The sequence below is a fragment of the Candidatus Avelusimicrobium sp. genome (genome assembly GCF_050873505.1).
In the GTDB taxonomy this organism is placed as follows: Bacteria; Elusimicrobiota; Elusimicrobia; order Elusimicrobiales; family Elusimicrobiaceae; genus Avelusimicrobium.
The window spans coordinates 1-12806 of sequence record NZ_JBNMIY010000018.1 but is presented as its reverse complement, the minus strand read 5'-3'; the positions used below and the strand labels follow the sequence as shown (position 1 = coordinate 12806).

Annotated in this window: 12 protein-coding genes; 9 read left to right on the top strand and 3 right to left on the bottom strand. The window is 50.4% G+C overall.

What is annotated here, in order from left to right; genetic code table 11:
- Positions 1–199 (top strand): hypothetical protein (locus ACR0QV_RS07480; protein ID WP_432635910.1); only part of this gene is annotated, 199 nt, incomplete at its 5' end.
- 21 nt (positions 200–220) lie between these two features.
- The gene (locus ACR0QV_RS07475; protein ID WP_432635908.1) at positions 221–1330 is read left to right on the top strand and encodes a hypothetical protein; all 1110 of its coding nucleotides are present in this window, start codon (positions 221–223) and stop codon (positions 1328–1330) included.
- 54 nt (positions 1331–1384) lie between these two features.
- On the opposite strand, the gene dut is transcribed toward ACR0QV_RS07475, so the two are convergent.
- The 3 genes from dut to ACR0QV_RS07460 form a co-directional block, all read right to left on the bottom strand.
- Positions 1385–1816: a dUTP diphosphatase gene (dut, locus tag ACR0QV_RS07470; RefSeq protein WP_432635906.1), complete on the bottom strand. Its 432-nt coding sequence runs from the start codon at positions 1814–1816 to the stop codon at positions 1385–1387.
- 1 nt (position 1817) lies between these two features.
- Positions 1818–2852: a hypothetical protein gene (locus ACR0QV_RS07465; RefSeq protein ID WP_432635904.1), complete on the bottom strand. Its 1035-nt coding sequence runs from the start codon at positions 2850–2852 to the stop codon at positions 1818–1820.
- A gap of 86 nt (positions 2853–2938) precedes the next feature.
- Entirely contained in the window at positions 2939–3103 is a 165-nt protein-coding gene (locus ACR0QV_RS07460) for a hypothetical protein (protein WP_432635902.1), read from the bottom strand.
- A 126-nt stretch (positions 3104–3229) separates the two neighbouring features.
- Here ACR0QV_RS07460 and ACR0QV_RS07455 point away from each other — a divergent pair, with 126 nt between their 5' ends.
- The 7 genes from ACR0QV_RS07455 (at position 3230) to ACR0QV_RS07425 (ending at position 12074) form a co-directional block, all read left to right on the top strand.
- Entirely contained in the window at positions 3230–4189 is a 960-nt protein-coding gene (locus tag ACR0QV_RS07455; RefSeq protein WP_432635900.1) for an alpha/beta hydrolase-fold protein, read from the top strand.
- Between the two features lie 358 nt (positions 4190–4547).
- The gene (locus ACR0QV_RS07450) at positions 4548–5078 is read left to right on the top strand and encodes an OmpA family protein (RefSeq protein ID WP_432635898.1); all 531 of its coding nucleotides are present in this window, start codon (positions 4548–4550) and stop codon (positions 5076–5078) included.
- Positions 5079–5649: 571 nt separating this feature from the next.
- Positions 5650–7797, top strand: coding sequence for a hypothetical protein (locus ACR0QV_RS07445; RefSeq protein WP_432635896.1), 2148 nt, complete (start codon positions 5650–5652; stop codon positions 7795–7797).
- Positions 7798–9036 (top strand): glycosyltransferase family 4 protein, encoded by a 1239-nt coding sequence (locus tag ACR0QV_RS07440; protein WP_432635894.1) that lies wholly within the window; start codon positions 7798–7800, stop codon positions 9034–9036.
- Entirely contained in the window at positions 9036–10271 is a 1236-nt protein-coding gene (locus ACR0QV_RS07435; RefSeq protein ID WP_432635892.1) for an acyl-CoA dehydrogenase family protein, read from the top strand. The genes ACR0QV_RS07440 and ACR0QV_RS07435 overlap by 1 nt, the downstream gene beginning before the upstream one ends.
- A 6-nt stretch (positions 10272–10277) precedes the next feature.
- Positions 10278–11075: an electron transfer flavoprotein subunit beta/FixA family protein gene (locus ACR0QV_RS07430; protein WP_432635890.1), complete on the top strand. Its 798-nt coding sequence runs from the start codon at positions 10278–10280 to the stop codon at positions 11073–11075.
- Between the two features lie 12 nt (positions 11076–11087).
- Positions 11088–12074, top strand: coding sequence for an electron transfer flavoprotein subunit alpha/FixB family protein (locus ACR0QV_RS07425; RefSeq protein WP_432635888.1), 987 nt, complete (start codon positions 11088–11090; stop codon positions 12072–12074).
- The last annotated feature ends 732 nt before the right edge of the window (positions 12075–12806 follow it).

Below are 12806 nucleotides of genomic sequence, written 5' to 3'. Positions count from 1 at the left end.
TCGTTTGTTTGCGACATTGCAAAAACAGTGTGGCTTCATTAGTCAAAAGAGGGAAAAAGGTAAGCCGTCCGCAGGACTTATTTTTAAAGGGGTTGTTTCGTTTTTTTTTTTTGTTAAAATTTTGATAAATCGCGGTGGCCGACCCGGATGTATCCACTGTATAAAAACGCGTATAAAAGGCCGTTTTGCGCAAATATAAAGGCCTTAATAAGGAGAAAAAATGAAAAAATTATTTATAGGGTTGTGTTCTTTATTGGTCTCTACTGCCTCTATGGCCGCTGGTGCCAACAAAATGACAATGGTAACGTATTTCCCCGTCAAGTATGTGGCATACAGTCAAGTGGATGTAACCAAGCAAATGGACATCGGTTTAACGTCTGCTTGCCAAATGAATTTGGGTTGCACAACCGATGAGGGCTTTAATACGGGTAAATCCTTGCGCGTAAATAATTTGTTAAAAATAGCCGGGGGAAAACTGGAACTTAACGACGCACCTGCTATTGTGGGCACTACTGCTATTATCGGCAGTGGCAACGGCGAAGCAGATTTTGATTTTGAAACCAATTTACGCGTAGGCAATTATAAGCAAGGTTATACGCTCCAAGCGGACAATATGTATTTGAGCGAGTTAAATTTGTTTGGCTATAAATTCCCGGCTTGCAGTGGGGAAACGATGAGTTGGCAAAAACTCAAATTGAAGAACAAAGACGAAGTTTACTTGGTCTGCGGCGAAGCGGAGCAAAAACCTTTCCACGGATGTTCTGCCTGCTCTTCGTATGATGAAGATTCTACGGAATACGAAAACTGCGTGCTGAATAATGTTACATCGTGCTGTTATTATGCGGATAAGATTTACACTAAGCGCGGACAAAATGCGTTTGAACTTATGAAGAATACCTCGTGTTATACCTGCGAGCGCCAAAACGGTACGGATAATAATGGCCCTCTAAATACGGTCTATCCAAATGTGAGTGATTTGGCCTATTACACTGGGGCTAATGTCATAGGAACAGCGTCTGAACGTGATTTATGGATTGCGGGAGATGGAAGCAATGCAACGGGGGCCCAGCCTTTAAATTGTTTGACTTATATTCCTAACGGACAAAGCAACGGTTTTTATCCAGTGGCCAATGGCCCGGCAAATGTTAGTTGGAAACCAATAGAAAAGGTTTGCCCAAGCGACGGTACTTGTGGTGGGGCTGAGTCGTGTGTCCAGATTTGTCAAATAAGCCAATGCTACATTTGGGACCAGCACAACGGAATTGCACAATGTAACTTACGGCTTGTTACCCGTTTGTGTGATTTGAATTGTTATAAAGCAGGTTGGTAATAAAAAACACCCCGGGGAATTTCCCCCGGGGTATTTTTTTACCTAAAACTTATCTTATTTGGTGCCCGTACTGCCAAAACCGCCTGTGCCGCGGGTAGTGTCCGATAGTTCGGCGGCCTCTTCAAACGACGGGTACAGCGTGGGCAAAACCACCAACTGCGCAACCTTTTGCCCGGCTTCAAAGACAAATTCGCTGTCGTTTAAGTTGTACATACACACCAGCAGTTCGCCGCGGTACGGCGCATCTACGAGCCCGGCCATAGCCTTAATGCCCTTGCTTTCCACCGAACTTTTACCCCAAATAATGCCCGAGGTGTTTTCCGGCAGTTCCACGGCAATTCCGGTGCGAACCTTTACCACCGTATGCGCGGGCAAAACCGTGCGTTCCAGGGCGAATAAATCCGCGCCCGAATCCGTCGCGTGCGCGCGGTGCGGAAGCAATGCGCGCGGGTCCAACTTTTTGGCTTTAATAATAGGTTGTTGCATATCAGTTCATTAATTTTTCAATTTGCGTAAGCGCGTTTTGCGCGTAAATGCGTACATTTTCATCGCCCGTCTGCGCAAGCACCTTTAATTGCGGAATTAAACTCTTTAAAAGCCTGGTGTCAAAGGCTCTGTCCGACGTGTAGGTAAACGCGTCCGGGTTGGATAATACGCCCGCCATATACGCGGCGGCGCGGGCGGCGTTGATACGCTCGTTCTTGTTGGTGCTTAACAGCCCTTGGCGGACGGTATCTACGGCGTTGCCGGTCATAAACCCGAGTGCCAGCGCATAGGTGGCCGAAGCGGGGGAATTGTAATCGCGGCGGAGTTCTTTTGCGGTGGCGGACAAGGTGTAATCCCGGTTTTTGGCAAGCCCGGTGGCAATTTGGCTCTGCACGGCGGGCACGGTTTCCGTCTTGGCCATTTTCAAAAGTTGCTTGGCGGCGCCTTCGCTGTGCAGGGTGGTCAGCCAAGCGGCGGCCGCGGCGCGCGTGGTATCATCAGCCGAGGCAGAAGCCTGCTTTAAATATTTCAGTTGCGCTTTGGCGTCGTCCGTCAGCACGTTTAAAGAGCGTACTGCAAAGGCCGGGTCGTAGGCGTACAGGCGCACGATATCCAGCGCATAGTTTTGGTCGTTGGGGTTGATAATGCCATAAGCCCCGGCGGCGTACGCGCGCAAGACCAGGTCCTTGCTTTGCAGGGCGTTTTGTAAAACGGGGGTTAATTCCTCATACACCGCGCCCATCGCCGTAATAATAACGGCGGCAAAGGTTTGTTTGAGCGCGTCGTCGTTCTTTAAAACCAAGTTAAAAAGGGCGGGTTCCTGCGCCTTGGCGGGCGGATTTTTAACCAAACTGGCCCCGGCGGCAAAAACGGTGTCGGGGTCTTTGGACGAGCGGAAGAGTTGCAAGACGCGTTGGTTTTCCGCCGCGGTGCGGTTATTTTTTTGCAAGAGCGGTAAGGCTTGTTGCAAGGAGTTTTGGGCCGAAGCCGATAAGGCGGCGCATAAAAGGGCCGCTAGTAAAAGGTGTTTTTTCATATTGTTATTATACCATTATATACGCGCGCGCCGGACCATAAAAAACCCCGGGTTTTTGAGCCCGGGGAAAGGAGGAGGAGAAAAAATTAATTTGCGGCAAAGGCTTCTATCAGGCGTTCGGCGTTTTCGCCACCTTTAAAGCGGTTTTTCTCTTTATTGGCGTAAAAGCGCAAGTTGTCCTCTTCTTTCAGCACAACAATCTTCGTACTGCCTAGCGCCAGCAAAAAGCGCAGATTGGTTTGGTTTTTCATATTTACCCCACAAAAGTTCATTATTCTTATACATTAATAGAATACCCGTTTCTTTGCGTGCAAACAAGGGTCTTTGGACCCAATAAAAATTAGGCCCCGGCCTAGGGGATATGGTACAATACCCCTATGAAAAAACTATTTCTTTTGTTGCTCTGCCTGCTTTGTGCGGGCGTATGTTGGGCGGAGGAGTCCCGCCTGATTATCAATCCCGGGCGCGAAACCTTTGTGCATTTCCCGTCCGAAATTATGGGTTCTGACTATACCCTTACCGTTTTTCTGCCCGAGGAATTTGTGCCGCTTTCCAAGCGTTACCCCGTGGTGTATTTGTTTGGCCCCGGCCCCAAACAGGCCGAAGCCGGCCACGCCTTAGCCGCCAAGGAACAGGTGCTGGCGGTGGCGGTAAATTTTGAAGAGGAAGATTATAAAGAGGCGGACAAAATCGTGCGCTTTTTGGCGCGCGAGTTGGTGCCGTATATTGATACCAATTATTTAACGCTGGCCGCGCCCAACCGCCGCGTGCTGGCCGTGCAGGGAGACAAGGCCGCCAAGGTGGCCAAGGAACTTTTTTATAAGCCTAATTTGTTTGGCGCGCTAGCGCTTTTTTCGCCCGGAGCCGAAGCGGGAAACTGGGAAAATTTTGCCCCGTCCGCGCGCGTTTTTGTAGCGGGAAACCAAAGCGAACTGGCCGCGGCGCAAGCGTCTTTGGAGCGGGTAAATAAAACTTACGGTCGTGATTTTGCGCTGTCGTACCGAGGGGATAACAAAGATTGGTTTAGCGCGTTGCCGCTTGGGTATTTGCTTTCCGCCCCCAATAAAGCGGCTTTAAAGCGTTTGGAGGCCCGCGTGTCGGACGATAAATTGGCGCCGGGCGGTGCAGTTGCCCTGCGCGTAAAAGCGCGCTTAAAGGGCGGCTTTTTGTTTGATTATGTTCCGCCCGTGGTGCGGTTTAGTCCGCCGTATTTAATCTGGAACGCGGGGCTTGGCACCTTGGAAATGCTGCCCGGGGCTGAGAGCGGGAGCGTAAAAATACAGGGTGGTGTGGATAAAATCACGTTTTCCACAAAAATTACGCTTAAAAAACAATAAAAATGCCCGAAAAAGGGCTTTTTATGCAAAAAAAAGTAAACTTGTCAACAGTTTTTTGAAAAAGTTTAAAAAATAGACAAAAGGGGGCGTTTTTCAAATTCCCGACGGGAAAAAACCGATTTTTTATTTTATCCCCCTATACAATGGGTAAGTTATCCACAGAAAAACGGACTTATCCACAAGGTGTGAAAACCGCGCGCCCCCGGAACCCGAAAAAAGGCCCTTTTGGGGGGATAAGTGTAGAGTGGCGGGGGAGTTATCCACAGGTTGTCCACAGCGTGTGGATAACGCGTGTGAAAATAAAAAATTATCCGCGCCAGGCGCGCTTTTGCTATAATCAAAACAGGAGGATTTTTATATGAAATTAAGAACCTTTTTATTATTCTTATGTTCTGCGGCGTTATTTGCGTGCGCGTCATCCCAAAAGAACGACGAGGATATTCCGCGTCCTGCCAAGCGCGACCCGGTGATTGATGAGCAAGCCAAAAAGAACGAAAAACTCTATAACCAGAGCGAAGCCCGTATGGCTAAAACCCTGCGCCTGCCCGCGATTACTTACGAATTTGACTCTATCCGCCCGCCGGAATATGCCTATCCTTTTTTGGATAAGGTAGCCAATGTGATGAAGGATAAACCGTCCCTGCATTTGATTGTGGAAGGCCATACTGACGTGTTAGGTACGGCGGAATACAACTACTGGCTGGGGGCTTCCCGCGCCGCGGCGATGAAGGCTTATTTGGTCAGCCGCGGGGTAAATGCGGAGCGCATCCGTATTCACTCCTACGGCAAGGACAGACCGCTGACGCTGGATAATTCCAGCGACGGACGGAGAACCAACCGTCGGGTGGAATTTTCGTTCACCACCCGCAAATGGAATTCCATTTATTAGTAAGTTAAGTTGTTGCCAGTTTTTTTACCCCGGAGGATTTCTTTTCCCCCGGGGTTTTTGTTTGATAAAGTGGATTTTTCTTTTGGTGCGGCCCGCTAGGGTGCGGCGCGCAGCGTTCCAGTATCTAATCCTTATTTTAATAACGACGGATCCTGGACTACAACTTTCCAGGATGACGGCAACGACCACGCCCCAATCGGTAGATTCTGAAAGCCCTGCGGGCCGCCAGTTCAGAATGACCCCAATTTTTATAACTGTCTTTTTGTCGTCATCCCGGAAGGTTTTTATCCGGGATCTCGTTGTTGTCGTGGTTGTCATCCCCGAGTGTTTTAGTCGGGGATCTGTTGTTTTACTTTTTCGTTTGGGTTGCGACCTTGCAAAAACAGTGTGGCTCCATTAATCAAACGAGTGCGGAAAATCAGCCGCCCGCAGGGTGCCGTTTCGTTTAGTTACGACATTACAAAAAGAGTGTTGCCCAATAAATCAAAAGAGCGCGGACAAGTAGCGGCCCGCAGGGTGCCGCCCGCTAGGGTGCCGTCCGTTAGGGCACTGTATTTGGTATAATTTGTATATGAGGAAACATACTTTTTTTGCGGGCTTTTTTGTGCTGTTTGGCTTGGGTACGGCGTTGGCGCAAACCACCGCGGCGGATACTGCCGTCCAGCCGGCGCAGACGATTAGCAAATCCTCGCTGGCCGCCAAGCACGCCGACAGCAAACTAAACGAAACCGTCCTGCATAAAAGTGTGTTAAATTATTCCTTGCCGCCGGAACTGGTAGAGGTGGCCCAAAAGTGCGCGGCGGGGGAAACGGACGAGTGTTATTTTTCCTATAAAACCTTTGAAAACGCCGCCGACAGCAAACTGGCCGCCGCGGCCAATTTGGAACTGTCCGTTTTGTCCTTACAGCGCGGGCTCGTCAAGCAGGCTTTATCGTATATCAACCGCGCGTGCGAATTAAACCCGGATGACCCCTTTATGGAACTTACGCGCGGGTGGACGTATTTAGCCGCAGGCAAGTATAAAAAAGCGCGCAAATCGTTTGACGATTTAATGTACCTTACCGCCGATTTTGAATATGTTTCTTCGTCCAAAACGGGCAACGCGCTGGCGTGGTATTTAAGCGGAAATAAAGAAAAATCCGCCGCCGAGTGGCAATACTTATACACGGCGAACCCGTATAATATTTCGTTTGTGTCGTATATGCTGGGCAAAATAGCCTCGGAAATGAAGGCTTCGCGCCATTTGGCCCCCGTGTTTTTGCAACAGGCCTTAACGCACGACAGCAAGAACTATGCCGCCGCGGAACTTTTTGCCAAATTATCCGAAAAGGATAAAAACAAACTCCGCTCTTGGCAGTATTACGCCACCTTGTACAGTTTGGACCCGGATAATAAACAACTGGCCAAAAAAATCGCCAAATATTCCAAGGAGTTCGGCAACAAGAGCATTGATTATCTGTTCTATTTGCGCTTGGACCAGCCCATTGTGCACGAACTGCCCTCTACGCCCTCGCCAAAAATCAAAATGGCGCTCTACGCCAACCGCGAACAAGTGCCGCAAAAATTGCAGGCGATTTCCTTCCAGCCATCGGGCACGGCGGTAGTATCGGATGAAAAATTGGGCGAAGTGTTGCGCGTGCCGTCTTACATAGACAAACAGATTGTGTTTAACCCGCAAACGGGCGGTGTGGACTTGCAAAACGCCAAGGGGCATATTGAATTTTCCGCCAAACGCCCGTTTACCGTTTCGCTTGTGCACCCGGAGCGGACTTTGCTTATCAAAAATGCACAGGCCGAAAATATTTTTGCGGCGGATTTGAGCGATAAAGAGTTGCAAGGCGAACTCATTGTCGTGCCTGCTTCGGACGGGTTTATGCTTATCAATAATTCAAACGCCGAAGATTTAATCCCGGCCCTGCTGGCCTCCCGCGTGCAGAGCATTACGCATCCGGCGGCCTTGGAAGCCTTTGCCGTGGTGCTCCGTTCGGCCCTGTTGCAGGCGGCGGAAGAACATAAAAACGAGCCCTATTTTATTACCGATAACGATACCGATTTTAAGTTTAAAGGGATTAACCTTATCTTTAAAACGCTTTTGGACGCCTCCAAAGAGTCCGCCAAAATCCGCCTCACGCAGGCGCAGGCGGGCTCGTACGATGATTGCGGCGTCCTGTCCGCGGACCAAATCCAAAACACCGCGGACAAACCGGGCTATATTTTCTCGCCCGCCAACGTAAGCAAATACCTCTTATCCAATCCGCCGGCGGATTTATCTTCCCGCCCACAGGACCCGACCCAATGGTCCGGCATTAAGTGGATGTATGTTTACGACGGAAAAGAGATTCAAAACCGTATCGCCTACAAACAAAATATCGGCAAATTGCGTGCCATTACGCCTACTTCGCTAACGCCTAACGGGCGCATTTTGTCCATACGGTTTGAAGGCAGCAAAGGTTCGTACGAAGCCAAAACCCCGCAGGAAGCCGCGTTTATTTTAAGCGCCGGCACGATGCGCTCCAACCTGTTTGATATTGTACCGCTCTACAAGGGCAAAAATATCAAAAGCGTCTTGGTGCGCGGTTATGACACGGGGCTTGGGTATGGGCTGTGCTTGCAGGGCGCGGACGGTTTAGCCAAGAAAGGTATGGATTATAAAGGAATTATTAAATATTACTTCCCCAACGCCCGTATCTTAAATACCACCACAGGGACGATTAATTAAATGGAAAAGACAAAAATTCTGTACTTTATTACCCGTATGGACCAAGGCGGCGCGCAAGCCAGCGTGCTGACTACGCTAAAAACCATCAATAAACAGCAGTTTGATACGTATTTGGCGGCTGGCCCCGGCGGACGGTTGGATTTTAAACTGAAAAACGACACCAGCCGCGTATTTTTTATCTCCGCCTTGCGCCACGATATCCGCCCGCGCTATGTGTTCCACGATATGTGGGCCGTGTGGCAAATGGGCCGCGTTTTGCGCAAGGTAAAACCCGATATTGTGCACACCAACGCCCCCAAAGCAGGCGTCTTGGGACGCATTGCCGCGCGTCTATTTTGGCGCAAAGCCAAGGTGGTCCACACCTTCCACGGGTTGGGATTTGCCAAGGAGCACGGCGAAAGACGGTTCAAATTCTTTGTGGCGGTGGAAAAATTCTGTGCGCGCTTTACCGATGTGCTCGTGTTTGTTTCCCGCCGCAACGCCGCCGAAGCCAAGCAACTGGGCATCGGCAAGGGCGTGCGGACGGAACTCATCCGCGCGGGGATTAATTTTAACCCCATTTTGCCCCTAAAATTTGACCCGGCCGCCAAAAAGGCTTCCTTAAAAATTCCCGCCAATGCCAAGGTGGTATTGGCGCTTGCTAATTTTAAACCGCTTAAAAACCCGATTCATTTTGTGCTGGCCGCTTACAAGGTGCTCAGCCAAATGAAGAACGTCTATTTCATTTTTACGGGTGAGGGGCCGCTGAAAGAAACGGCTGAAAATTTGGCTAAAAACTTGGGGATTGAAAAGCAGGTGCTCTTTCCCGGGTGGAGAAGCGACGCAATGGAACTGTTGGCTATCAGCGATGTGTATGCCAGCGTGTCCTTGCGCGAGGGGTTGCCGATGTCGCTCTTGGAAGCAATGGCAATGCGCGTGCCCGCCGTCTGCTACGATGTGGACGGTATCGGCGAAGTGATTACCAATAATAAAACGGGTTTTTTGGTAAAACCCAACGACATTAACACCTTTGCCGATAAGTTAAAGGTGCTCTTGCGCCACGTCGCCCTGCGCGAACGCTTTGAAGCCGCGATTGACCACCGCGATTTTTCGGAATTTACGGCTTCCACAATGGTTAAAAAGCAGGAACGCCTGTACCGCAGTTTGGTTCCGCCCACCAAAAAGAACGGCGGCAAACGGCGCTTTTTCCGCCGCCGCTACCGCAAACCCGCCAAAAAATTTACTCAGGGAGATAAATAATGGATTACGCAATGAACGAAATGGAGCAGGAAGTTCTCAATACAACCCGGGAACTGGCTCAAAAGAAATTAAAACCCCTGCGCGCCGAAATGGACGCGAAGGAACAGTTTTCCAAAGAAATGCTGGAAGAATATAAAAAATCCGGCATTATGGGCTTGTGGCTGCCCGAAGAATACGGGGGGCTCGGCGGGGGGATTACCTGCCTGGCTATGGCGTTTGAAGAACTTTCGCGCGTGTGCGCCGGGCTTGCTTTAACGCCGGGCACGAGTGCCTTGGGCGCAATCCCGATGTTTTTAGCCGCCACCAAGGAACAGCGCGAACGCTGGTGCCCCGATTTGGCCTCCGGTAAGAAATTGTGGGCCTTTGCCCTGACGGAACCCGAAGCCGGTTCCGACGCTACCGCCTTAAAAACCACCGCCATTAAGGACGGCGATTTTTATGTGGTGAACGGTACCAAGCACTTTATTTCCACGGGTAAGGAAGCCGATTTTTACACCGTAGCCGTAAATACCAACCCGGCCCGCGGGGCGCGCGGTATTTCGCTACTAGTTATTGAAAAGGGCACGCCCGGTTTTTCCTTTGGTAAAAAAGAGGAAAAAATGGGTATCCGCTCCAACCCTACTTACGAACTGATTTTTGAAAATGTCCGCGTACCGAAAGCCAACCTCTTGGGCAGCGAGGGCCGCGGGCTGCTCTATTTGCAGGAAACCTTGGACTATTCCCGCCCCGGTGTGGCCGCGCAGGCCGTAGGCATTGCGCAGGGCGCGCTGGATGAGACGATTCCCTATTTGCGCACGCGCAAGCAGTTCGGCCAGCCGATTATTACGTTCCAGGCGTTGGGCCACAAGGTGGCGGAACTCGCCGCCAAGACCGAAGCCGGCCGCGCGCTGGTGTATTCGCTCACGCACCGTATGGATACGGAATATTTGCCCGCCGTCAAAAACGCGCTGGCTAACGGCACCACGGTACACGACGAACTGAAAAAATTAAAGGGCGCGCGCTGGACCAAATACAGCGCCGAGGCCAAGTTGTTCTGCTCCAACGTGGCTATGGAAGTGGCCGACGAGTGCGTAACGCTTTGCGGCGGGGTGGCGTATATGCGCGATTTCCCGCTTGAAAAGTATATGCGCGACGCCAAAATTACCCAAATTTACGAGGGCACCGTGCATATTCAAAAGAACGAAATCATCACGGCGCTTATTAAAGAATACGCCGCCAAAGGCGACGAGGAGTAAACTTTTATGCACATTGTAGCCTGTGTTAAACAAACCCCCAAATCCGATAATGTAAGAATTGACCCGGCCACCGGGTGCTTAATCCGCTCCGGCGCCGCCAGCGCGATGAACCCCTTTGACGAATACGCCTTGGAAGAAGCCGTAACCTTAAAGGAACAGGAAGGCGGTGTCGTGTCCGTGATTACAATGGGTCCGCCGCAAGCCGAAGCCGTCCTGCGCGACAGTATAGCCCGCGGTGCGGATTACGTCTATCAACTGGGCGATATGGCCTTTGCGGGCTCGGACACTTGGTCCACCAGTTACGCCTTGGCCACGGGAATTGAAAAAATTAACTCTATCCGCCCCGTGGACTTGATTATCTGCGGCAAACAAACCAACGACAGCGACACGGGCCACATCGGTCCGCAGATTTCCGCTTGGCTCAAAATGCCCAACGCGGCGTTTGTTAAAAAAGTGGTGGAAGTAAAAGAAAAATCTATCGTCGTGGAACGCTTGACCGAGGACGGAAGCGAAGTGGTGGAACTGCCGTTCCCGTGCGTGCTGTCCGTGGTAAAGGAAATCAACAGCCCGCGCGTAAGAAGCGTAAAGGGCCGTATGCTTGCCAAACGGGCCGAGGTTACCAAATGGACGGCGGACGATATCGGCGCGGATAAAACCAAACTGGGGATGAAGAACTGCCCCACCCGCGTGGTAAAATCGTTCGTGCCCAAGCGCGAGGTTTGCTCCGTGGCCGTAGAAGGCGCCAACGGCAAGGAAAAGGCCGCTAATTTGGTTAAAATTTTAAAGGATGCCAAGTATATTTAAGGATAAACGAATATGAAAGATTTTAAAAATGTTTGGATTTTTGCCGAAGCGCAGCGCGGTAAATTGAGCCCCACCGCCCTGGAACTTTTGACTGCCGGCCGCAAACTGGCCGACGATTTGGGCGAAAAATTATGCGCGGTGCTGCTCGGTTATCAGGTGGAACACTTTGCCAAGGATTTGTTTGAGCACGGCGCAGACGTGGTGTATGTGTGCGATGATAAGGCCTTGGAAAACTATGTGGACGATATCTATGCCAAAACCTTGACGGGGATGATTGAAATGTATAAGCCCAACAAGTTTTTGCTCCCGGCGACCAATATGGGCCGCTCGTTATCGGCCAAGACGGCGGTGTTTGTGGGCACCGGGCTTACCGCGGATGCCACGGAAGTGGTTATCAATAAAGAGGACGGGCAACTCCACGCCACGCGCCCTACCTTTGGCGGCAACTTAATGGCTACCATTACCTGTGCGCACACGCGCCCGGAGATGTGTTCCTTGCGTCCGATGTCTTACGAAAAGGCCGCTTTGCAGGCGGACCGCACGGGCGAAGTGGTAAAATTCCCGTTTGATGCGGCGAAATATACCTCGCTTGCGCACTTTATCAAATTTATCAAAAGCGAAGGCGAGGGCTTGGACCTTTCGGAAGCCGAAGTAATCGTGGCCGGCGGCCGCGGTGTAGGCAAGGCGGAAGGATTTTTATTGCTTAAAAAATTGGCGGACCGCTTGGGTGGAGCCGTGGCGGCTTCCCGCGCGCCGGTGGACAGCGGGTGGATTGATTACCGCTACCAAATCGGTTTGACGGGCCGCACGGTAAAGCCGAAACTTTACATTGCGTGCGGTATTTCGGGCCAAATCCAGCATATGGCCGGGATGAGCGGTTCCGACGTGATTGTGGCCATTAATAAGGACGCCGAAGCCCCGATGATGAAGGTGGCCAATTATGCGGTGCAGGGGGATTTGTACGACGTAATCCCCGCGATGTTGGAAGCCCTTAAATAACGGCAAGTTGTAGGTTTATTTTACGCCCGGTGCAGATTTTTTTGCCCCGGGCTTTTTTATGCACTTTTTGCGTACGGAAAGTGGTTTTTGTGCTTTTGGGTGGCATACTGAACTGGTGCCCCGCAGGGTTTTCAGAATCTATCTTATGGGTTGTTAAAAACAACAGCAACAACTAACAACACAATCGGTAGATCCTGAAACCTATTAATGGACCCCGTACAGAAACCTTACGGGGTGCCGCCTAGCGGTAAGGGCGGCAATTCAGGATGACTTTTATTTTTATAACGGCTTGGTGGTATCACTTTTTGCCGTCATCCCGGAAGGTTTTTATCCGGGATCTCTCGTTGTTGTGTTGTTATGTCGTCATCCCCGAGGAATTTAGTCGGGGATCTGTCGTTTCATAAGAGAACAACAACGACAAACAACGGATTCCCGACTACGACACTCGGGAATGAAGACTTTACGAAAAAAGTAGGTCATCCTGAACTTGTTTCAAGATCTACTTTTTGGGTTTTTGGTTGTCGTTTTCCGTCGTCCTTTTTAAAGGGGTTGTTTCGTTTTTTTTTTTTTGTTAAAATTTTGATAAATCGCAGTGGTCGTACCCGGATGTATCCGCTGTATAAAAACGCGTATAAAAGGCCGTTTTGCTCAAATATAAAGGCCTAAACAAGGAGAAAAAATGAAAAAATTATTTATAGGGTTGTGTTCTTTATTGGTCTCTACTGCCTCTAT

What these genes read in the sequence shown, in the direction of transcription:
- ACR0QV_RS07425 (WP_432635888.1), top strand. Translation starts at nt 11,088, where the DNA reads ATGAAAGATTTTAAAAATGTTTGGATTTTTGCCGAAGCGCAGCGCGGT.
- ACR0QV_RS07440 (WP_432635894.1), top strand. Translation starts at nt 7,798, where the DNA reads ATGGAAAAGACAAAAATTCTGTACTTTATTACCCGTATGGACCAAGGC.
- ACR0QV_RS07465 (WP_432635904.1), bottom strand. Translation starts at nt 2,852, where the DNA reads ATGAAAAAACACCTTTTACTAGCGGCCCTTTTATGCGCCGCCTTATCG.
- ACR0QV_RS07445 (WP_432635896.1), top strand. Translation starts at nt 5,650, where the DNA reads ATGAGGAAACATACTTTTTTTGCGGGCTTTTTTGTGCTGTTTGGCTTG.
- ACR0QV_RS07430 (WP_432635890.1), top strand. Translation starts at nt 10,278, where the DNA reads ATGCACATTGTAGCCTGTGTTAAACAAACCCCCAAATCCGATAATGTA.
- ACR0QV_RS07475 (WP_432635908.1), top strand. Translation starts at nt 221, where the DNA reads ATGAAAAAATTATTTATAGGGTTGTGTTCTTTATTGGTCTCTACTGCC.
- ACR0QV_RS07455 (WP_432635900.1), top strand. Translation starts at nt 3,230, where the DNA reads ATGAAAAAACTATTTCTTTTGTTGCTCTGCCTGCTTTGTGCGGGCGTA.
- ACR0QV_RS07450 (WP_432635898.1), top strand. Translation starts at nt 4,548, where the DNA reads ATGAAATTAAGAACCTTTTTATTATTCTTATGTTCTGCGGCGTTATTT.
- dut (WP_432635906.1), bottom strand. Translation starts at nt 1,816, where the DNA reads ATGCAACAACCTATTATTAAAGCCAAAAAGTTGGACCCGCGCGCATTG.
- ACR0QV_RS07460 (WP_432635902.1), bottom strand. Translation starts at nt 3,103, where the DNA reads ATGAAAAACCAAACCAATCTGCGCTTTTTGCTGGCGCTAGGCAGTACG.
- ACR0QV_RS07435 (WP_432635892.1), top strand. Translation starts at nt 9,036, where the DNA reads ATGGATTACGCAATGAACGAAATGGAGCAGGAAGTTCTCAATACAACC.